A 23,024-nucleotide genomic window follows, 5' to 3' on the forward strand; every position below is an offset into this window, starting at 1 on the left:
ATTTACAAATCAAACATGTTTTTGCAAGATTTCATCTGAGTTGCGACTTATTCAGTCACTTTTTCCTTAAACTAAATAGTAAAAATTTCTTTAAGAATAATCTAAGTAAAGTATTTATTGCAATAAAAAGACTGAAGATTAATCTTCAGCCAGACTGTTGACAAAGTCATAAAATTTAATGTAAATTTATGGGAATTCTGATTTCAAAAAGGATTCCTTTCTTTTTTGTCGAATATATATAGTATGATATTTATTCGAGAGGAATGATTAAATTGCTAACTAAAAATAATGAAAAACAAAATTCTATGGAACTAGTAGTCATAGATGATTTGGTACCTCAGGACCACTTGTTAAGAAAGATTGATAAGCATATTGATTTTACATTCATATATGATTTAGTTGAAGATTTATATTGTTTAGATAATGGCAGACCATCTATTGACCCAGTTATGCTTTTTAAAATGATGTTAATTGGGTATTTGTTTGGAATTAGATCTGAAAGAAGAATAGTTGATGAAGTCAAAGTAAATATTGCATACAAATGGTTCTTAGGTCTTTCATTGACCGATAAGGTCCCAGATTATTCAACAATCAGCCAAAACAGACGTAGAAGATTTAATGGAACCGATGTTTTTGAAAAAATATTCGATAGAATTGTGTTTCAAGCTATAGATATGGGATTAGTCAAAGGTAAAATACTATACACAGATTCTACTCATCTAAAGGCTAATGCAAATAAGCAGAAATTTGAAAAGAAAGAAGTTGAACGATTTGTCAAAGATTACGTCAAAGATTTAGAAGAAGACGTAAACGTAGATCGAGAAAAGCATAATAAAAAACCTCTAAAAAAAAAAGAAGTATAAATCAGAGAAGAAAGTAATAAAATCTAGCACTACAGATCCTGATAGTGGATATATGTTTAGGGATAGAAAACCAAAGGGTTTCTTCTATCTAGAACACAGAACTGTTGATAGTCAAAATAATATAATTACTGATGTACATATAACTCCAGGAAATATAAATGATGTTGATCCATACCTAGAGAGATTAGATTATCAAATTGAAAAATTTAGTTTTGATACAAAATATGTAGGATTAGATGCAGGTTATTTTACAGCACCAATTTGCAAAGGCTTAGAAGAAAGAAAAATTCAAGGAGCAGTAGCTTATAGGCTTGGTCCCCATGAAAAAGGTAAGTACACAAAAAACAAATTTCAATATATAGAAGAATGGGATGTATATGCATGCCCTAACTCACGATTTTTAGAGTATAAAACTACAACACGTCAAGGATATAAAGAATATGTTAGTAATAAAGAGCATTGTGATATATGTGAACACCGAGATAAATGCCTAGTTGGCAAGAATGATTTTAGAACTATTCGAAGACATGTCTGGGAAGAGCACAAGGAAAAAGTCAAACGATTTGTAAGAAGTGATGTTGGAAAGAAAATATATAAGAGAAGGAAAGAAACAGTTGAGCGAAGCTTTGCGGATCCTAAGGAACTCCACGGGCTTCGCTACTGCCGCTTGCGCGGGATTAGCAAAGTTAGAGAACAAAGTTACATGACTGCGGTAGCACAAAACATTAAGAAGATAGCTAACATGCTATCGCAGTCTGATTTTACTTATTTAAATCACACTCTTTCTGTAAAATTAGCTAAATATCTTAATATTAATTTCATTTTCCACATAATGTCAAAACCCACGATGAAAATCGTGGGTTTGTCATTAATCTGACTGAAGATTAATCTTCAGCTTTATCATCCTTATTATGAGAAAAAAACACTGTAAAAAAGTGATATTTATTTATATCTTTGTCATTCTTCCTATCTCTATTTTTCCCCTTATATTTCTTAATTAGTGCCATTAGCTCATTTGCTTCTTCCTTAGTTAAATAAATATTAGACAAGGAAATGTCTTCAAATTCACTTTTATCATCTTCGCTATCATTTAGATTATAAGAATTCTCAATCTGCTTTAAAATAAATTCTTTACTTTCATTATACATTGAATCTACGACTCTTTGAAATTCACTTTTAACTAATCTATCTATCTCTGGGTTTGTATCTGAGTATTTTAAAGAAAATGTCTCTGCTGTTAACTCATAATATTTCGCAATTATTCCATTAATTTCTTTGGTATGGGATAATTGCAATATACCTGCTTTCTCCATTTTTTTTACATGATAGTGTACTTTTGCAGGAGTCTCACCCATCTTATCAGCAATCTCCTTTACCATTGCGGGCCTTTTGAAGCTTTTAATCTTATATAAAATTTGCAATCTATAAGAATCAGAAAATACTTTTATTTGTTCTAGAGTAGTAAGGGTTTTACTTTTTTCCATTGCTAATCACCTCTACCCTTATTATACAGTATTCTAAGCTTTTCTAAAATCTTTATTTAGCAAAGCCGCAAATGGGAATATCATCATTACCAAGCCCATTGTAAGATATAAGCTTTGTATAGACATTTTTTCAGACAATGCACCAGATATAGCTCCCCCCAGAGGCATAGCGCTCGTTGTTACCATGCTTAATACTCCTATTACTCTGCCAAGCATTTCCTTTGGTGTATTTGTAAATACATGGGTCTTTAAAGGAGCGGTAATAGCTGGCATCACAATTCCAAACATTAAAAATACAATAAAAGCTATAATAACTGGTGAAATTAATGGTATATTAACAAATCCAATCAATCCCAACACTGAATAACTCATACCCATTATGACTAGACCCCCAATAATAGAGCTTGATTTCTTAAATTTATATCCAATTTGAGCAAATATCAAGCCTCCCATTATCATTCCTGCAGGTAAAGCTATACTAACTAGTCCGAATACCTTTGGACCAGCAAAAAGAACATCTCTAATATAGGCTACAGATAATACACTAATAGGAGTTAGGAAAAGGTTGGTTAATGCAAATAGCACTATTCCTACTACTATAATATTTTCTCCTATAACAAACTTAAATCCCTTTTTAAGATTATTAAAATATGTCTTAATATCAAATTTTTCCTTTTTATTCTTTTTAATTGATTTTATATTAATTTGAGCTATCAGTATACAAGATGCAAAAAAAGTTATCCCGTCTACGATTAAAGCTCCTGTTATACCAATAGTTCCTATTAAAAATCCAGATATTCCATATCCAAATAGCTGAGCCATTGATAATAGTGAATCTGAGAAAGAGCTTGCATTTGTATATAATTCTTTTGGAAGTAATATTGGAAGTAATGATGTTTTTGAAGGATTTACTATAGATTCAAACGTTGAAGTAATAAATGTAAAAACAAATAAATGCCATGGCTCCAACCAATTAAATAAAAACATAACCCCAACAATGGATACAATTATACCTCTACCAATATCACCTATTATAATTAGCTTTTTCTTGGAAAAGTAATCTACTAATACCCCAGTAAAAGGACCAAAAACAATATTTGGAATTGCATTAACAGCAAATATTGAACCAAGCAATACTTTTGAACCTGTCATAGCATAAACCATCCATGAGTAAGCAATACTATCCACTGAATCTCCAAATCTAGATATAAAATTAGCCATTAATACAACTAGATATGACTTATATGGAAATAAGTCCTTAATACCCACCTTTTTCTTTGATATACTTTCCACAATATCCCCTCCACACTGAATTTTCATCATCAACATATCTATAAAATTAAATTAACGTTAAAATTATTTTAACGTTAATTTAATTTTAATGTTTGTTTATTAAAATGTCAACTATTTTATAAAAAGGTGAATTTTGATAATAAATCTCTTAATTTATTATCAAACCCCACGGGAAGTTATATCCTCGTAACTCTAAATTTAGCCACTTTATCATTTGACCTGAAGAAAATAATTAAATAGGTATTTTCATCTACAATAAAATCTTATATAAAATATTCAACTTTGCATTATACTTATTTTCAAGATTAAACCCGAAATCTAGACTTAGTAAGATGTCTAAATTTCGGGTTTAATTTAAGAAATTTCATTTTTAGTAATTATATCTTTCTCATCTTTTACTAATTTTTCTATTTGTATATTTTTATTATCAAACCTAATTATTTTATTTGCAATCTTGTTTACAAAATATCTATCATGGGAAACAAAAATTAAGGTACCATTAAAATTTAATAATGCATTTTCCAAAACCTCTCTTGAATTTATATCTAGGTGATTAGTTGGTTCATCCATTATTAGAAAGTTTAAATCAGATGATAATAATTTAGCAAAGGTAACTCTACTTCTTTCACCACCACTTAGATTTCTTATCTTTTTATTCACATCATTCTCATAAAATAAGAATTGAGCTAATAGACTTCTACTATCATAATTATTTAATCCTAATTTGCCTCCTATTTCCTCTAGTAACGTGAAATTTTCAGTCAAATTGTCATGTTCTTGAGCAAAATAACCTAACTTTTTACTGCTATCAAAATTTACAATACCAGAAGTTGAATCCATTACACCAAGTAAAATTTTAAGAAGGGTAGATTTACCTGCTCCATTAGGTCCTAGTACTGCTATTTTATCTCCCCAATTCACATCAAAGCTTATATTCTCAAATAAAGTTTCTTTATTGAACGATTTCTTTAATCCCCTAACCTTTAATGCAGTGCCTACTTTTTCTTTATTAGATACTATAGAAAAGTTTATTCTCTTTTCTACTGTTGGCTTATCAATTATATCCATGCTTTCAAGCATCTTTTCTCTACTTCTAATTTGTGAAAACTTACCTATTTTCTTAAATTTAGATATTTGATTTTCTAATTTTGATTTTTCTTTTATCATCCTTTGATAATCCCTTTTTTGTTGCTCTGACTCTTCTTTTTTACATTTAGTATACTTCGTGTAATTACCAGCATACTCTTTTATTTTACAGTTCTTTAGTTCAAAAACTTTATTTACTGTCTTATCCATGAAATGTCTATCATGGGAAACTAATAGGACGGATCCACTGTATTTTTCAATATATTTTTCTAGCCACTCAATCGTATTAATATCTAGATGATTAGATGGCTCGTCAAGGAGCAATAAATCTGGATTATATACTAATAGCTTAGCTAGTTTAATTTTAGTTTTTTCTCCTCCACTGAATGTCCCAATGATTTGATTAAACTGAGATTCTTTAAAGCTTAGACCAAATAACACTTGATTAATTCTAGTATCAATGTCATAGCCTCCATTCATCTCATAAACCTCTGTTAACTTTCCATATCTTTTCATAACTTGATTTAATTTTTTTTCATCTGTATATATTTCTTTAATAGATAACTTTTTCTCACACTCTTCCATTTTACTTTTCAATCTAAAAAGACTCTCAAATGAAGTTAACATTTCTTGATATAGTGTATTTTCTTTGTTGAGTTCAACCGATTGATTTAATATTCCTATTGTTTTTCGTCCTGCACAAATTATTTGACCACTATCAAAATCTTCTTTTCCTGTAATTACATTGAGTAAAGTAGTTTTTCCTTCTCCATTGTTACCAATTAATGCTATCCTATCTCTATAGCCAATTTCAAAAGATACATCTTGAAATATTTGCTGAATTCCAAACCATTTTTCTAAATTCTTTACTGTTAATATACTCATTTTCTTTACCTCCTGAACATTGCAAAGTTTAACTTCTACATTTAAATGCCCATGAGGTCACACATCTATTAATATTTATGATTTATATATTATCAATTTATTATAGGTAAATACATAACTAACTTTCAACTTCCCCATAATCTATCAATTAATTAAAATTTTTCAAAATAAAAAAACATGGCATTTACCCATGTTTAAAAAGCTACAATTTTATAGTCAAAATAAATTACTCTTTCAAAATAACAATTCAAAAATAGTAAAACACTTATTAGTTTTCAAAATATAGAAACCCAGATAACATCGACTATAAAATAGGGTAAATTTTTCGATTCAAAGTATGTGACCTGTAAAATGGGCATAACTATCCCGTAAATCTGTCTTAAGACAGAATTCTGGAAGAAGTTGGAATGTATTGTAAGCTTTTATTAGACATTCTTCCATTACAGATCACGTTAATCATCACTCCTTTCAAAAAATATATTATCTCTATTAGTATATCCATTTTTCAACATATAATCAAGGAAATATTCTTAATATTCACTAATTTTTTCTATTCATATTAATTAAACTTAAATGCCATAATATTATTGTAAGTTAAAAACTTATAATAAAAATATATGGAGGTTATTTGATGAACAATTATACTAATATGTCTGGCCTTAGTACTGACATGAATGCAAAAGCAATGGAAATAAATGAAGCTAAAAGAAAAATGGGAACATTAAATAACTATACGCCTCAAAGTATGGGTATGACTAGTTCAACTACAACAACTACAAACAATGCCACTGGTTATACTAATTCTTTAAATAACTATACTAATTTATCATCTTTAAATTCTGTTCCAAATCTAAATAGCTCAATGTCAGTAGGTTATTCAGAACTTCAAAAGGCTAAGCAAGACATGAACAGGAGTTCATCAACAAGCTTCATGTCATAAATAAGAATTAAACTAAGTAGGCTAGGTATACCCTAGCCTGCTTTTTTTAATAATATCTTGGACTATATCTATATCCAGGTCTATACCCTGGACCATATCCATATCCAGGTCTATATCCTGGACCATATCCCGGTCTGTATCCTGGTCCATATCCATAACCAGGTCCATATCCTCTTCTTCCAAATAAGCGACCTAAAAGGATTAAAGTGATTAAATCTCTAGTTACCCTTCCTCTACCATAAAAAGGTCTTTGCTGCGAACCTATGCTTCTTGCTCTATGTTTTCTTTCCCCTGGGTCTTGACCTATTTCTGGATACTGTTCTACCATTTCTCCGTATACTTCTTCAACCATATCATTCATTTTCTCTTCTGATGGATACATGTAAGTTGGTAGCTCTTCACTATGCCTATTGATACATTCATCAACCATTGGTGATACTCGGTCATATAGCTCTGGATAAGGAATATTATTATTCACATCATTCATTTTTTTATCCTCCTTAATAAAAAATTAGTGTCCTCTTCACTACCATTTTATGTAATGGTATAGATTTTGACACTATTTAAAGTAAGGATATTAAGCTATTTCCTTTCCATTCATTACCCATATTGAAGTTACGTTCAAAATAATCACATAAATTGTAATACCTAATATTGTAGTTAAGACATTATAATCAAATGTAATATTATTTAAAGCTAAAATTTTGTTACACTGATCGATTAAATAGCTAGGCAAATATCTTTTTATAGGTAATATTTTACCTAGTAAAGGAAGCAAAAATATAATACCAATTGAACTCATTCCCGCCCAAATTCCTTTTTTAAATACACTACTTAATAATATTATTAAGGAAATATTAAATATAAAGTATATAGATGATAGTCCTACTACAACCAAAACTACTCTAAAGTTTATAAAACTATCTGGAAAGAGAACACCAGCATAATAATAGTTAATCATAAATCCAAAAGTCAAAAAAACAGATATTGCTATAGCATAGTTTGTAAATTTTCCTAGTACTATTCCTGCTTTTGAAGCTCCCTTTGAGTAAGGAAATACTAACATCTTTTCTTTCGCTTCATCTGATAAAATCCCCATTAAAGAAAAGATTATTACAATATTTATGATTTGATTTATATCTTTTAAATAGTTTTGCAGTGCAGCACCTTGACTAACCTTTATAAACTCATCTAATGGTAATGCTATATTTGATTGACTTGCTAAAATTCTAGGAAGTAATTTCAGCATAATTGGGTCGAGTATAGCAAATATAATAATAGCTACTCCTATAATTAGAAACTTATAGCTTCTTATTCCTTCTTTGAACTCTTTTAATAAATATGCCTTAAAGCTATTCATTCTTATTCACCACCCTTAAAAATATATCTTCTAGATTGCTTTTCCTCATACTATATGAAGTAACAGGATTATCAAACCTAGATACTAGCTTCAAGAGTTGTTTTTTCGCAGTATCTCTATCCTTGACATATACACTAATTAATTTGTTTTTTTCATGAATATTGTATATCCATGATTCCTTTAAAAGAAGTTCTTTAATATTTTCAATTGAGTTTTCAAACTCAATATCATATACTGGTAAAATATAATCCTCTTTTATTTTATTTAGCTTACCTTGTAAAGCTATTTCTCCATCATTTAATATTACTACCTCATCACAGACTCTTTCTACATCATTTAATATATGAGTAGAAAGAAATACTGTAATGTCCTGCTTCTTTAAATTCTGTATTATTTCAATAATCTCTCTTCTTCCCTCTGGGTCCAAAGCAGAAGATGGTTCATCTAAAAATAAAATTTCTGGCTTATTAAATATTGACACAGCTAAACCTAATCTTTGCTTCATTCCCCTTGAATATCCACCTATTCTTCTTTTTTCTGCTGATTCTAGTTTGACTTGCTTTAATAATTCTTTTGAACGATTCCTGATTTCTTTTTTGCTGTATCCACTAAGATTACCAATAAAGCTTAGATACTCATATGCATTCATATATGGATAAAACTTAGGAGTCTCCGGTAAATATCCAACATTTTTCATGATTTCATTTTTATTGCTTTTCATATCCTTTCCATTAATTCGCACTATGCCTGAATCATAATTTATTAATCCTGTCAATATATTCATTGTTGTAGACTTTCCAGCGCCATTATGCCCCAAAAATCCAAAGACAGATCCCTTTTTAACATCTAGACTAATTCCATTCAAAACAATATGTGAACCATATTTTTTATATAGCTCTTTTAGTTCTATCAATATTAATACCTCCTTCTCCCAACCAATAGAAATGCTATAGAACCAAAGGTTGATATCATTAATACTATTATTATCCAAGCTATCTTAGATAAATTTCTTACACCATTTTTTAGAATTAAAGTGATACATAGAATCTTTAATCCAAATTCTAATACAAGCAATGGTAATAAAAGCTTGATTATTTGTAATGTTGTTAATCCTTCAAACATAATCTATTCTCCTCTCATTCTTTGTATTTGTTAAATTGCATATTAAAATACCCTGAAAGATTAAATTCTCATAATTCTAGTATTCAGTCACCTCACTATTTAGTCTAAAAAAGTGACTTTCTTCATCCTTATTAAAGTTTAATCCTATAAAAATCATTTAATTAGTTTGTATATATGCAATTTTCAATTTCAATAATATAACGTATAGAATAACAAAAAGTTCATTAAAAGACGAAAAAAATAAACGAGGATTTTCTCCTCGTTTATGACTTATTGTCTAATAATAATCCACTATAATCATTTAATGATAATTCTTCGTAATCATTATACTCTTTCTCCAATGAATTTTGTTTTGGTACCTTTATGTTTTTAAAACTTTTATATAGCCGTAAAATCATTACTCTAATAGGCTTAAATAACTCAACAACAGCATCTTCTGAATTAATTACATTTTTAGTAAAATACTCTAAGTCTATTTCTAATTCATTCTGATCAACAATACTAATTCCTACTTTACTTAGTTCTTTAGTATAATTTGATAATATGTCTCTAATATTATCTATATGATTTGTTCTAAACTGATTATCAAACTTAACTAGTGAATTAATAGCTTTATTGTATTTAACAACTAACTCTTCCATACGATCTGCTAGTTTATCTACATCATCATCAATATTTTCAATAACCTTTTCCAATGCTCTCTCATTGTGATAAAATCGTCTATATTCTTCACTTAATGCCTTGAGTTTGTCATAGAAAATATCAGAGGCTATTAAATAATTTGAAGAGCCATAGTCAGTACTATTCTCGGTTGGATTAACTGGCTTTATACGATCTATAGTTCCAGTACTGGTAATACTATGATTTCGTTCTACATAATCATTATGTAATCTTTTTCTGTGAATAGAAGAAGTTCTTGATATTTTAGTCATGAAAACCCTCCTTTATTAATAGATACCCTGAAAAACAACATACCATTCAGATTATATCCTATCGTCATCTTCAAACTTATTACCACAATATGGGCAATATAAGGCATTTTCCTTTACATTCTTTCCACATTTATAACACTCTTTAGTTTTAAATATTATTCTTGTTACTATAAGATATACTATTAAATTTGATGGAGTATTCAGTATCCCAAATAAACCCCACAACCACTTATTTTCACCTCGTTTTGACGCATCATAAAAAATCCAACTACCTTGAATCAATAATACCACAGCAAGTAAAATCCATATTATCAAAGGCACTTCTTGTAGTTTTTCTATATCACCCATTATAGTCCTCCTTTAAAGTTCTTATCTTAACAAAAATAAGCAAGAATATTGGGAATACTGTATGAACAATAACTTGGAAATAAATAATTTCCCGACCAAACCCTTGCATGGCAAATACTAGTCCAATTCCTAAAAGTACACTGCTTATCATAATAAATATGACTAAATTAATGATATTTAACCTCTTTGACTTTATATCCTCAACCTTGTCAAATGCCTGAGATATTTTTATATACTCAATTGGAATCTCTTCATTATCTTTATCTACCTTTATCTTTACTTCTTTAAGTTCTTTCCAATATTTATTGCATTCATGACAATTGATGATATGCTCTTGTATTTCTTTATCCATTATATCCTCTTCATAAAATATATCAATAAGACGATTCTGATAAAAAGTACATTTCTTATCCATCATCATCCACATCCTTCACATGATTTTTGATTTCTTTAATACAATAGTGTAGCCTAGATCTAACTGTACCTATGGGACAATCCATTATGCCAGCTATTTCATCATATCTATATCCATAATAATGTTTTAGAATGAAAACCATTCTTTTCTCTTCTGGAAACTTTTGAATGATTGAATTAATATCCCTAATAGATTCTTTTATCATTACTTGGTCTTCTAAACTATTAGTACTTTCATCTTTAGTTATAGAATCATCAAACACCAACCTTTTATCCTTCCTTATTTTATCCCGAAAAAGATTAGTGCCTATTGTTATAAGCCATGTTGAAAATTTTCCCCTTGGCTTATATTTATGTATCTTCATAATGGCCCTAACCATAACTTCTTGAGTTAAGTCATCTGATAGTGCTTCATTTCTTGTAATCTTTAACAAATATCCTTTCAAAATGGGATAGTTCCTCTGAAGAAGCTTTTCCATTGCTTTTTTATCACCTTTTTGCGCAAGCCTTATTAGTTTATCCTCCAAGGGCAATCCTCCCTTCATTTATATAACGAACATAAGGACAAAAAGTTCATCTAAATTATATCATAAGATATCTTTCATTAAGTGATTTAAAATAGCATCAATAATAGTATCTCTCTAGATTATCTATAAGTATTCTAAGAAAAATTTTCTCAAATAAAAAAGATTATTGTTCTAAGAGAAATTCTTTTAAAACAATAACCTTTCTAACAAATATTATTTTTATTTAACTTATATATTTATAGCATCAGGAATAAAGCCTCTAAATTGTGCACTATATAACTGTGAATATAGTCCATCCTTATCCATTAAGCTATCATGAGTACCACTTTCTACAACCCCTTTATCTGTCAAAACAACTATCTCATCAGCATTCCTGATAGTTGAAAGTCTATGGGCAATAACTAATGTAGTTCTACCCTCTGAAAGTTTCTCTAATGCTTTTTGTATAATAATCTCCGTTGTATTATCAAGAGCTGACGTAGCTTCATCTAAAATTAATATCGGTGGATTTTTAAGGAATACTCTAGCTATTGATATTCTCTGCTTTTGTCCTCCAGACAGCCTAATGCCTTTCTCTCCAATATATGTTTCGTAGCCATTAGGTAAAGTCATTATAAAGTCATGTATATTAGCATTTTTAGCAGCTTCTACCACTTGTTCATCACTGGCTTCAATATTTCCGTAAAGAATATTGTCCTTAATCGTTCCAGTAAATAAGAATACGTCCTGTTGAACCAATCCGATATTCTTTCTTAAAGATTTGAGGGTAATATCTTTTAACCTCTTTCCATCTATACATATTTCCCCTTCTGTCAACTCATAAAATCTTGGAATCAAATGACACAGTGTTGTCTTTCCACCACCAGATGGTCCTACAAGAGCCAAAGTCTTACCCTCATCTACTGTAAGACTTATATTAGATAATACAGTCTCATCTTCATTATATCTAAATGTTGCATTTTTAATTTCAATTTTTCCTTTTACATCTTCTAAATCCATTGCATTAGGAGAGTCCTTTATATCTGGTTCGACATCTAATATTTCAGTAAATCTTTGGAATCCTGTCATCCCATTTTGGAATTGCTGCATAAAGTTTGCAAGTCTTCTAATTGGTTGTAGGAAAAAGTTAACGAATAGGAGATATGCAACTAAAGTGCCTAAATCGATAATTCCTTTAGCAACGAATATACCTCCAGCACTAATTACCACTAGATTTAATAAATTGGCAAAGAATTGGATCCCAGACATAAATTCTGCCATGGACTTAAATGCCCATTCTCTAGATTCTCTAAACTCATTATTATTATCATTAAATTTATCAACCTCATAGGCTTCATTAGTAAAGGATTTCGCAACCCTTGTACCAGCGATACTATTTTCTAACTGTGCATTTACATTTGCAATCTTCCTTCTTACACTCATAAATGCAGAGCTCATTTTCTTTCTTTTCCTCAAAGCAAATATCAGCATAATTGGAATAAAAGCAAATACTATTAAAGTTAATCTCCACTCATAGGTCATTAATATTATAAATGACCCCACAAGCATTATAATAGATATAAATAGATCTTCTGGGCCATGATGGGCCAGTTCTGATATTTCTCTTAAATCACTAACTATTCTAGACATTATCTTACCTGTTCTTATCTTATCAAAAAAGCTAAAAGGCAAGTTTTGTAGGTGTGTAAAAATATCCCTTCTCATATCATATTCCATTCTTGTACCAACTACGTGTCCCCAATAGTTTACAATATATTGGAATATATATCTTAATATATATAATACTACTAAGACACCTGTGATTATATAAATGGATCTTACATCTCCTCTAGGAATTATGTCATTAATAAATGACTTAGTTACTACTGGAAAAACTAAATCCATTCCTGCAATTAAAAAAGCACAAACCATATCTAATGCAAACAATCCTAAATGAGGTTTGTAATAGGCCGCAAATCTTTTAATCATGTATATCCCCCTTCTTATCTTGTAATTTATCTACTAATTGTTCTAGTCCATTTAAAAGACCATCAGTTATCTCATGTTCTATCTTTGATAATGCTTTAAAGATAAATTTTTTACTTGCTTGATAATTAATAGAATCAAGCAACTTTACCCCCTCTTCAGTCATAGCAACACGACTGATTCTTCTATCGTTTTCATCCTTGATTCTTCTAAGAAGTCCCCTTTCTTCTAATCTTGTCACTCTTTCAGATATAGTGTTTTGTGCCCTGTTAGAGCGTTTAGCTATATCTCCAATTGTAGGATTTTGATTATCCTTTTTTCTTTTTTTCAGATGAACTAATAAATGGAATTGATCCAATGAAAGATTGTTTTTTGATGCTAGTTCGTGATGCTTCATATGTATTAATTTATTAACCTGCTCAATTAAATCAACTATTTTATCAGTTTCTTCTCTGGTTGACAATCTCATCCCCCCTTATTTATAATTTCTAATTTAATATCGTGTTACGATATTTTAGGCTCACGAAAATTTTATTATATTATTCTCTTTTTGTCAATACGATACAAGCTTATATTTAGAAGTCTTTTCAAAAAAACTTTAGAGTTTTTTACTTAAATTTTACAAGTAAAAAACTCTAAAGTATTAAAAATTCAATGTCTTTTAAAATGAAGTTTTCTATAACCTTATGATAACCTGTCACTTAATTATTCATAAATTTATAAAAGTAATTTATCGTTAAAAGTAATTCACATTTTGTGAAAATCTAAAATATCCGTTAACTTTTTATAGGTACTGTTATTATCTTCATAAATAAGTTTATAGTACTTAATATTATCATCTTTACAATCCTCTTTTATCATTTCTAACGCGTTGTAAAGTGTAGTTAACTTATTTAATAGAGATTTTCTTAAAGTTGAGTATTCCTTCTCAGTCATCTTTTCATTTAGTTTTGAAATATCTTTACAAATAAGTTGAGTATAGTTTAATATTGATATCATTTTTATACCATGATTATTCATCTTATAATAAAATAAATCTATCGTTTTTTCATTAAGCCTTTCATCATTGTTATAAAGTTTATTTTTAATATATGTAACATCTGAATAAAGATTATCTACATCATTATAAACATAGCTGCCAATTTCTTTTTTCATATTAATTACATGTAATTGTTGAAACCCAACCACAATAAGTAAGAATATTATTATAATGATTTTTAGACTTTTTTTCATTTATACTTACTCCTAACTAATTGTGAATAACATGATAAATAATATAATTCTATTGTATAAATCAGCAATTATGTTATTATAATATGCAACGATGTACTTATCGAAAAAGTTATTTCCAAATATATTTCACCATCAACAACTATAGTACAGTCCCTTGTTCCATAAACTTTCTTCATTATTATCATTATATTATTATAAGCAAACATATTTAAACCTCTATCTTTAATTTCTGATCAGAAATTAAAGATACTATAACATATATATCAAAATTGTCAATATGATTACTTCTTTTTTTGCAAGTATATTCATTTATTGTAAAAACACAAGACTGTTTCAAATATAATTTGACTTCTATCTGAAACAGTTCTTTTCCTTTTAATATCCTTTGTTTATCCTATTCCCTATTGTATACTTCTTCATTAACTTGAATTAAGCTTGAAGGCTCATTTATATAATAAATATATAGTTTATGCAGTGGTCTTGTTAATGCTACATAAAGAAGCTTTATATTTAATTCATCTTCACTATATTTATCTTTAGAGCAATCATACACTAGTACAGCATCAAACTCTAATCCTTTTGCCATATAAGCTGGTATAACTACAATTCCTCCATCATAGACTGTATCCTTATCAGTAATAAGGTGAATATCTTCACTATGTTTATCTTTCAAAGCCTTATATATCTTATGAGCTTCATGATTATCTTTACAAATTACAGCTATAGACTTGTGTCCTTCTCTACTCAACTCATCAAACCTTAAGCATATATCGTCTATTATATTTTCTTCATCTTTTTTCTTTAGGATAAATGGTTTATCCCCTGAACGCAATACTGGTTCAGCCAATGTTATATTTTTATTATGCCATTTTTTTATTACCTCATTAGCAAAATTCATTATTTCCATAGTAGATCGATAACATTTCTTTAGTGTAAGAAATTCTATTGAATCCTCTTTAAATACCTCCTCCATAAATCCATCCCAACTATTTATTCCTTTATATGAGTGAATACCTTGAGATAAATCTCCTACTATGGTAAAAGATTTATTGCTGCTTAACTCTCTTAAAATATACATCTGGAATGGGCTATAATCCTGAGCTTCATCAACTACAATATGATTATACCTTCCCTTCAAGTCTGTACCATGTAGTTTCATATATAGATATAATAACGCAGGTAAATCTTCTCTCTCTATCTTACCACTATCTATAATGTTTTTAGTATATTCAGCTATAAAATCTATTTTATCTATTGGAATATGATCACTTGAATATCTATTTATTTTATCTCTATCTGTAATAAAGCTCTCATAGGCTTCCATTACATTAATATTCGTAAATTCTTTAAAGTAATTGCTTATGACTGTATTTCTCTCTTTATCAAAGGTCTCTTTTATTTCATCCCTTTCATCATATATCTCTATAAGCGTTTCTCTTATTTTCTCTTCCTCTATTTCACTATTTTTTACTTTTTTAGCTTGTTTATTATATTTTTTATTAATCTCTTCTTTTACAATATCAATTCTACTCTTAATATTATCTTTAATATATTTCTTAATCCTTTCAATCCTTGGAATAACAGGCAAATAGCTGTATTGACTATTAAACATATCCTCCATTTCTTTTTGAGAAAATATAGTGTAATTATTAATTTCAAAGCTCCTCTTAGGTGCCATTTCCTTTGTAAGAGAAATAATATATCTATCTAGTATATCTTTGAATTCAAGAGAACCTTTTAATGAAGAAGAATACTTAAGATTTCTATTATATTCATTTTCTTGATTTTCAGTGCTTAATAATTTATAGAACTTTTCCTCATTTGTATTTAACTCTAATCTTTCCTCTAATATTTCCATAGCTAAATCTTCAAAAGTACTTTGGTTTATTTCTTCAACTCCTAAGTCTGGAAGAACATCTGAGATATAATTTAAAAACAAATTATTGGGAACTACTATTAAAAGCTTTTCAGGTGTAAATACTTCTTGGTATGTGTACATAAGATATGCTATCCTATGTAGAACTATTGTTGTTTTTCCACTACCAGCAACTCCCTGTACTATTATTACCTTGCCATCATCGGCTCTAATTATATCATTTTGCTCTCCTTGAATAGTCGTTACTATATCCCTTAGTCTGTTATCCTTTTTCTCCCAAAGAGCTTCCTGTAAATATTCATCCATAGGAGTAAGTCCCTTATCAAATATATTCACAAGCTCCCTATTTTCTATTTCATATTGTCTTTTTAACTTTAGTTCACCTAAAATCAGTCCTCCTGGAGCATTATACATAACATCTCCAATCTCTCCACTATAATAAAGGCCAGCCATTGGAGTTCTCCAGTCAATTACAAATCTCTTTTCGTCGTTTCTTCTAGTTATACTAGTTTTGCCAATATAAAAGGATTCGAATTTATCCTTTTCGAGCTCTTTAAAGTCAATCCTACCGAAATAAGGTTTGTTTTTAGCTCGCCCTAACATCTTTAACTTTCTTCTATAGGAATCAAAAATTGTTAGCTTTACTACTAGCTCATCGCTATAATTTCCTCCCATTTTCTTTTTCATACTGGCAACTTCTTCTTCAGAATTTTGTACTACATCTTTTAAATACTCTATTTCATAATCTAAAGCCTCAATAGTTAATTCTAGATATCTTTTTTCATTATGATAATCATAATGTTTATCTGCCATATTTATTCCCTCCTCTGTCCTTAAGTGATAGTACAGTAAATTGTATCGAAAAATACTAAAAAATGAAAATCTCTTATTGAACAAAATAGAAGCCACCAATGGTTATTTAAAGAGAATTAATTGATTTTTTAGTATTCTCATATATTCTTTAGATTTTACTTGTATAAATGGTACTTTTAAAATATAATATATTTAGGAAAAGGAAAAGATACTTGTGTTAGTACAAGTATCTTTTTTCTATATTATGTAAACTAGACAACCTTGCCAGAACAAAGGTGTTCATATAAGTAAATGTAATAACCCCAGTATCGTTTATTAGTAATCCTATAATTGAAGTTATTAATATTATATCTATCTCTTTATATCTATGTATCCACTCTCCATTATCTAGCCTTATTTTTATTCTTTCTTTTACATAATATTTTATGATAAAGTATATTTGACTTATAAGGATTATCGACCAAGGTGGCACTATAAACATGAAGAATAGCTGCTTTATTTTTTTTATAATCATATCCCAAAACTCATTAAATCCTAAACTGTAAATCCTATCTATAAAGCTTCCCACATGGCTTAATTCCATTACTGTATCTAAATAATAGTTAAAAAATATTAATCCAACTCCTATTACCAACAATAAGATTATAGTTCCCTTTTTCTTAAACATTTCTTTTTTTAATTTTATTACTTCTATATATATAACTATTAATATCAAAATTATCGATGTAAGATATCCACCAGTATTAGCTCCATAGTAGCTAGATACAGATAATAGATTGAGTAGAAATATAAAAAGCAAAAGGATATACTTAACTATATTACTCTTTATTCTATTAGCAAAATGAAAATAAGATAATACAGAAGACGCTAGCATTACTCCTACTATGCCATTATTTAATCCATAAAACCTCCCTCCAGCTAAAATATTATTATACCCCATAAATGAGTTGTAAATAAAAGGCTTGTTAAATAAGATTCCGTACTGAATCATTAGATATATTCCTATATCTACAAATGGCATCATTTCAAATTTCAACTCATTACTATACTTAGCTAGTATCCAAGATGACAGAGTTACCACTATTATGAAGATAGGTATATTGAGATTTAAATCTGAGAAAGCTACGATTAATGTAATAAAAATACTAATTACTATACTTTGTGTAACTATCCTATATTTATTATTATTTATGTTTTTGCTCTTTCCTTTAATTACGATACTCCAAATCAAGAAAATTTCTAATATGATAATAATAAAATGCAGTATATATTTTATAATGTTTAAATTTACTGATTTTATAAAAATTTTTTTTATAGTTTTAATTTTATTTTCACTGGCCTGTATTTTTAGTTCATTGCCAATAAGGCTTTTATTTTCTAAACCATATATACTTGCTATATGAGGAAAAATATCTAAATTAGTTATAATTCCTTTTCTTTTCGTAGTACTGCTATAAATCAATCCAGTTTTTTTATTAAAAGGCTTCATTATAAGTAATGATAGAGTATTATTGAATTTCTTAGACATATCTTCAGAAATATCTTCAGCCATAACTAATATATTAGACTTATCAAAATGCTGTATATACCTATTAAGTAATTGTATTCTGCCTTCCTCATTATTTAAATCAAATCCTATAACTAATACGTCTACTTTTTCTAAGATTTTTCCTGTGTTTTTAATAAGCCAATTTTCATTATAATCAATGCTATTTATTCCATTTTGTATTATACCATCTTTATTAGCTGCTAATAAAGATGATGCATCTTGTCCTATATAACCTATGGATATTTCTTTCTTATCTAAAAAATCTCCAAGCATTATGAAATTATTTTTTATCATTTCATTATTTTTCAATAATTCACTATATATTTTATTAAATCCTTCAACTTTAAGCCTACCTAAAGAATCCTTTCTTACTGATTCAAATAGCCCTGACTTTATTGATACTCTTCTACCTGTAGCCATCGTCATATAATAACTTTCAACACTATCCTTTTTATACAAGCTTTCAGTTCGATTATTTATTATCCCAATTGCGCCATTATCGGACGTTATAATGCTGGCTGCTGAATAATCTAATTTATTAACTACAATAACTATAGTCTTCGGCTTATTTTTATTCGAATATTTCTTGCTAAGTATCTCTTTATTACTATCACTGTAAGATGATTGGAAAAATATTAATATTACCAGTAATATTAATATTCTTTTTTCTTTTATTTTCATAAATACATCCTTTATATTTATATTAATATATAAAATAGTTTAGAAATGCAAAAATCCCAATAAAAATTAGAAATAGGCTTAATGTGAATCTAAATATATTATATACACCTTCACATTCATTTCTTCTTTTCACTATCTTATTTAATTTTAAGCTACTAACTAAATCATATCTTCCACTTATAAAATCATATACTCCAAAAACAATAAAAAAAATTCCTATATATATCAATAAATCACACCCTTACTAGTATTGTAGGCCTTTTCTGAATCTTCTATACAAAAGAAAAAATGAGAAGAAAATCTATCTTCTCACCTTACATCGCTAAGCTTCTATGTATTTCATTGTTAAGTTCTATGAGTTTAGAATCATTTGATCCACTGCATTCAATTATCTTCTTTGCAATTTTATATTGTCCAAGTTTAAAATAGCAAAGTGCCTTATAGTATGTCACTTCATTATCATAATCAATATTTTCATTTAAATTTAACCGTATTACACTATCACATAGGTTAAAGTAAATGATTGCTTGCCCAAGCTGTTTTTGTTTTAGTAAAGTTATGCCTATGTTTTTGTAAACATCTTTCATGGCATGATAATCATTTTCTTTAGCAAAATAAATTAGGGAATCTAAAAATTGGGTAATAGCACATATATATCTATTATTATTAAATGATGTAATACCCTTTAAGAAAAGTGCTCTCCCCTTGAAATGTAATAAATTGTAATCTGTTGATATAAGAATAGTATTATGTAAGTTTACATTGGCCTCATAATTGGTTATTTCTAGATTCGACTCTACTTCATACAACCACTCTTCACACTTATCCTTTGCTATATCCTTTTCATTCTTTAATAGATAAGACGCGTGAATTTGTATATCCTTCCCTTTTTGTCTTGCAATTTCATTAATCTTTTGAGCTAAATAAGAAGCATTTATGGCATTAATATCTCTTCTATTATTTTCAAACATTGAAATATAGTTCTTTGAAAACTTATCACCTGCCAATTCTTCTTGTTTTACTTGTAATTCCTTTCTCAATTGCCGCAGCCTTTGTCCCGGATTTAAAATTTTTACATCTTCCAACCAAATCACCCCAAAAATTTGTATTATAAAATTTGTGTAACGCTAAAAACAGTTGATCCCCACAATCAAACTGGCCTTAATATTTAAGTCTTATATTTAACTAAAAGCTCCATAAAAATAGTTATTTATTATACTTCCCCTCTTATTGTTAATTTTTTCTCATTATCTATACTAATAATACTTTCAATATTAAAACAAAAAATCCTTCAATTTTTCTATAAAATTAACAAAAAGTGCGAAAAATTCTGACAAATTTATCGATATAATTACACATGCGCTATATTTACATTATAATACTTTTTTTAAATTTTTAAAAATAAATTATCCGGTAAATTAAAATTTACCGGATAATTTATTTTCAGAGAAAATTATATGTTGAAATTTTTGCAATTTACTCATTAAAGAATATCTGCTGCAAGCTGTGCTAAAGTAGACCTCTCACCTTTTATAAGATTTATATGGGCTCCTTCATTATATTCTTTAAATTTTTCAACTATATAAACAAGTCCGTTACTACTAGAATCTAAGTATGGATGGTCTATTTGCTCTGGATCTCCCACCAAGACAATTTTACTATTCTCACCCACTCTAGAAACTATAGTTTTCACCTCATGCTTTGTCAAATTTTGTGCTTCATCTATAATAATAAACTGATTAGGTATAGTTCTGCCTCTAATAAAGGTTAATGCTTCAACTTCTAATTTTTTCATTCCAACTACAATATCTTCAATATCTCTGTTTCTTCGTGTGCCAAAAATATATTCTAAATTATCATATATAGGTTGAATCCAAGGTCTGAGCTTTTCGTCTTTATCACCAGGTAAAAAACCCAAATCTTTTCCCATAGGAACTATGGGTCTTGCAACTAAAAGCTTTTTATATCTATTTAACTCTTCAGTCTTGTAAAGCCCTGATGCAAGGGCAAGCAATGTCTTTCCAGTACCTGCTCTCCCTGTAATTGTCACAAGGGGTATAGAATCATCTAATAATAATTCTAACGCCATTTTTTGTTGAGCATTTCTTGCTCTAATTCCCCATACATCTTGCTCACCTAGATGTAATTGCTCTAATCTATCACTATTAGAATTATATTTTCCTATCGCAGATTTTGATGACCCAAATATATCTTTTAATATAAAAAACTGATGCGGATTAGTTAGATATTTATTAAAGGGCTTTGATGATATATCTAAAAAACCTTCTGCATAAAATTTGTCTATTAAAGATGGTGAAATTTTAACACTTTCAAATCCATAATACATATCTTGATTACTAATTATCCTACCAGATAAATAATCTTGAGAATCAATACCTAAAGCATTTGCTTTTACCCTTACCAATACATCTCTACTTACTAGTATTATTTGTTTATCACTTTTAATATTTTCTTCTTCTTTTAAGAGATTTAAAGCAACTGCTAAGATACGATTATCATTACTTCTTTCATTAAAGTACTCGCCTACTTCATCAAAATGCTTGTGGTTAAGTTCAACCCTTAATGTTCCTCCATTTTCTAATGTTATTCCTTTTTGCAAATGGCTTCCTTTTTCTCTAAGGTTATCAAGAATTCTAGATACATGCCTTGCATTTCTTCCTATATCATCTCCCAACCTTTTTTTATGATCAATTTCCTCAAGCACTACTACTGGAATAATTACTTCATTATCATCAAAGCTGAATAATGAACTGGGATCTTCTAAAAGAACACTTGTATCTAATACAAAAACCTTTTTCAAATTTACGCCTCCCTATAAATGCTGTTTATACATAATATTCTAAAGCCCACAAAAACTTGTTAGTTTTATATTAATAAATCAGTGTTGATTCTGTATTAGATTTACTTTAATTTAAATTTAACACTAAAATAAGGCAATAGTTTCAAAACCATTGCCTTGTCTTTTATAATAATATTATTTTAAATCAATTAATAAATTCCTTTTCATTAAAATCCATTTTACTAACCACATATATACTACACAAAACAATATAATTAAAATAGTTACATAATTCCATTTACTTAAAACTAAACTTAATGCCATTCCCACAGCTGGAGGATGTTCAGTATTGGTTACAGTCAAAATTAAAATTGTTAATCCAACGGATATAGCGCCTGCAACTGCATATAATAGCCTAAAAGCCATCTCACTATTAAAGAAATTAAATAAGCCTATAACTAGCAAGTGAAATATAACTCCAATAAATATACCTGTAGCATATCCACCCATTATATTACGTGTCTGTGCAGTGTAACTGTTAGGAATAGCAAATACAATAAATGTAGTTGCTCCTAAACTTGTAATAATAGAACCTTGAGTAAAAAGATTAAAAAATAAAAGCATAAGTAGTATTGTAAAAGCGGCTAAAGAGCATTGTAGAATATATCTTTTAATATTCGGTTTAGCCTTTTTATCAAATAATTGGATAATTACACGACCCTTCATAATGTATTCATATTATTATAATAGTCTCATTTTAAATAAAGGTCAAATAAATTCAATGCAAAAGAAGTGAACTCGTTCTGCTCAAGCAGAACATCGGGGCTTCAGATGGAGACTCCACTCCACCTGA

At 28.5% G+C, this 23,024-nt stretch carries 22 protein-coding genes; 2 read left to right on the forward strand and 20 right to left on the reverse strand.

Features of this window, described 5'->3' with window-relative positions; all coding sequences use genetic code 11:
* Positions 1 to 272: 272 nt before the first annotated feature.
* A protein-coding gene (locus tag JMO20_RS10395; protein ID WP_424141325.1) for an IS1182 family transposase occupies positions 273 to 1,740 on the forward strand; the annotation gives its coding sequence in 2 pieces (ribosomal slippage) (positions 273 to 859 and positions 858 to 1,740; 1,470 coding nt in all).
* A gap of 7 nt (positions 1,741 to 1,747) precedes the next feature.
* Here the strand turns inward: JMO20_RS10395 and JMO20_RS10400 are convergent.
* From JMO20_RS10400 to JMO20_RS10410, 3 genes are all read right to left on the reverse strand, one after another.
* Entirely contained in the window at positions 1,748 to 2,347 is a 600-nt protein-coding gene (locus JMO20_RS10400) for a winged helix-turn-helix domain-containing protein (protein WP_202709596.1), read from the reverse strand.
* A gap of 33 nt (positions 2,348 to 2,380) precedes the next feature.
* Positions 2,381 to 3,640 (reverse strand): MFS transporter, encoded by a 1,260-nt coding sequence (locus JMO20_RS10405; RefSeq protein ID WP_202709597.1) that lies wholly within the window; start codon positions 3,638 to 3,640, stop codon positions 2,381 to 2,383.
* A gap of 354 nt (positions 3,641 to 3,994) precedes the next feature.
* A complete protein-coding gene (locus JMO20_RS10410) occupies positions 3,995 to 5,611 on the reverse strand; it encodes an ABC-F family ATP-binding cassette domain-containing protein (protein ID WP_202709598.1) in 1,617 nt (538 codons plus the stop codon).
* Positions 5,612 to 6,242: 631 nt separating this feature from the next.
* On the opposite strand from JMO20_RS10410, the gene JMO20_RS10415 reads away from it, so the two are divergent.
* On the forward strand, positions 6,243 to 6,551 hold the full coding sequence (locus JMO20_RS10415) for a hypothetical protein (protein WP_202709599.1): 309 nt from the start codon (positions 6,243 to 6,245) through the stop codon (positions 6,549 to 6,551).
* Between the two features lie 46 nt (positions 6,552 to 6,597).
* Here JMO20_RS10415 and JMO20_RS10420 read toward each other — a convergent pair whose 3' ends face one another.
* The 17 genes from JMO20_RS10420 to JMO20_RS10500 form a co-directional block, all read right to left on the reverse strand.
* Entirely contained in the window at positions 6,598 to 7,038 is a 441-nt protein-coding gene (locus tag JMO20_RS10420) for a hypothetical protein (RefSeq protein WP_202709600.1), read from the reverse strand.
* A 90-nt stretch (positions 7,039 to 7,128) separates the two neighbouring features.
* Positions 7,129 to 7,911 carry an ABC transporter permease subunit gene (locus JMO20_RS10425; RefSeq protein ID WP_202709601.1) on the reverse strand — a complete coding sequence of 261 codons (783 nt, stop codon included), beginning with the start codon at positions 7,909 to 7,911 and terminating at the stop codon, positions 7,129 to 7,131.
* Positions 7,904 to 8,824 (reverse strand): ABC transporter ATP-binding protein, encoded by a 921-nt coding sequence (locus tag JMO20_RS10430; RefSeq protein WP_202709602.1) that lies wholly within the window; start codon positions 8,822 to 8,824, stop codon positions 7,904 to 7,906. The genes JMO20_RS10425 and JMO20_RS10430 overlap by 8 nt, the downstream gene beginning before the upstream one ends.
* Before the next feature lie 2 nt (positions 8,825 to 8,826).
* Positions 8,827 to 9,033, reverse strand: coding sequence for a PLDc N-terminal domain-containing protein (locus JMO20_RS10435; protein WP_202709603.1), 207 nt, complete (start codon positions 9,031 to 9,033; stop codon positions 8,827 to 8,829).
* A gap of 263 nt (positions 9,034 to 9,296) precedes the next feature.
* Positions 9,297 to 9,965 carry a hypothetical protein gene (locus JMO20_RS10440; protein ID WP_202709604.1) on the reverse strand — a complete coding sequence of 223 codons (669 nt, stop codon included), beginning with the start codon at positions 9,963 to 9,965 and terminating at the stop codon, positions 9,297 to 9,299.
* Between the two features lie 51 nt (positions 9,966 to 10,016).
* Entirely contained in the window at positions 10,017 to 10,313 is a 297-nt protein-coding gene (locus JMO20_RS10445) for a zinc ribbon domain-containing protein (protein ID WP_202709605.1), read from the reverse strand.
* Entirely contained in the window at positions 10,306 to 10,728 is a 423-nt protein-coding gene (locus JMO20_RS10450; protein ID WP_202709606.1) for a hypothetical protein, read from the reverse strand. Before JMO20_RS10450 ends, JMO20_RS10445 begins: the two co-directional genes overlap by 8 nt.
* On the reverse strand, positions 10,721 to 11,254 hold the full coding sequence (sigY, locus tag JMO20_RS10455) for an RNA polymerase sigma factor SigY (protein WP_202709607.1): 534 nt from the start codon (positions 11,252 to 11,254) through the stop codon (positions 10,721 to 10,723). The genes JMO20_RS10450 and sigY overlap by 8 nt, the downstream gene beginning before the upstream one ends.
* A 228-nt stretch (positions 11,255 to 11,482) precedes the next feature.
* Positions 11,483 to 13,222, reverse strand: coding sequence for an ABC transporter ATP-binding protein (locus JMO20_RS10460; RefSeq protein ID WP_202709608.1), 1,740 nt, complete (start codon positions 13,220 to 13,222; stop codon positions 11,483 to 11,485).
* On the reverse strand, positions 13,215 to 13,682 hold the full coding sequence (locus JMO20_RS10465) for a MarR family winged helix-turn-helix transcriptional regulator (protein ID WP_202709609.1): 468 nt from the start codon (positions 13,680 to 13,682) through the stop codon (positions 13,215 to 13,217). Before JMO20_RS10465 ends, JMO20_RS10460 begins: the two co-directional genes overlap by 8 nt.
* A 284-nt stretch (positions 13,683 to 13,966) precedes the next feature.
* Positions 13,967 to 14,452 (reverse strand): hypothetical protein, encoded by a 486-nt coding sequence (locus JMO20_RS10470; RefSeq protein WP_202709610.1) that lies wholly within the window; start codon positions 14,450 to 14,452, stop codon positions 13,967 to 13,969.
* A 68-nt stretch (positions 14,453 to 14,520) separates the two neighbouring features.
* Positions 14,521 to 14,658, reverse strand: a complete 138-nt coding sequence (locus JMO20_RS10475) for a hypothetical protein (protein WP_202709611.1) — start codon at positions 14,656 to 14,658, stop codon at positions 14,521 to 14,523.
* Positions 14,659 to 14,846: 188 nt separating this feature from the next.
* A complete protein-coding gene (gene helD, locus JMO20_RS10480; protein WP_202709612.1) occupies positions 14,847 to 17,141 on the reverse strand; it encodes an RNA polymerase recycling motor HelD in 2,295 nt (764 codons plus the stop codon).
* 217 nt (positions 17,142 to 17,358) lie between these two features.
* Positions 17,359 to 19,371, reverse strand: coding sequence for a hypothetical protein (locus JMO20_RS10485; RefSeq protein WP_202709613.1), 2,013 nt, complete (start codon positions 19,369 to 19,371; stop codon positions 17,359 to 17,361).
* Positions 19,372 to 19,685: 314 nt separating this feature from the next.
* Positions 19,686 to 20,456, reverse strand: coding sequence for a helix-turn-helix domain-containing protein (locus tag JMO20_RS10490; RefSeq protein ID WP_202709614.1), 771 nt, complete (start codon positions 20,454 to 20,456; stop codon positions 19,686 to 19,688).
* A 398-nt stretch (positions 20,457 to 20,854) separates the two neighbouring features.
* Entirely contained in the window at positions 20,855 to 22,192 is a 1,338-nt protein-coding gene (locus JMO20_RS10495; protein WP_202709615.1) for a PhoH family protein, read from the reverse strand.
* Positions 22,193 to 22,366: 174 nt separating this feature from the next.
* Positions 22,367 to 22,897, reverse strand: coding sequence for an HPP family protein (locus tag JMO20_RS10500; RefSeq protein WP_202709616.1), 531 nt, complete (start codon positions 22,895 to 22,897; stop codon positions 22,367 to 22,369).
* Between the last annotated feature and the right edge of the window lie 127 nt (positions 22,898 to 23,024).

It is taken from the genome of Sporosalibacterium faouarense, from assembly GCF_016765695.1.
Lineage (GTDB): Bacteria > Bacillota > Clostridia > Tissierellales > VENL01 > Sporosalibacterium > Sporosalibacterium faouarense.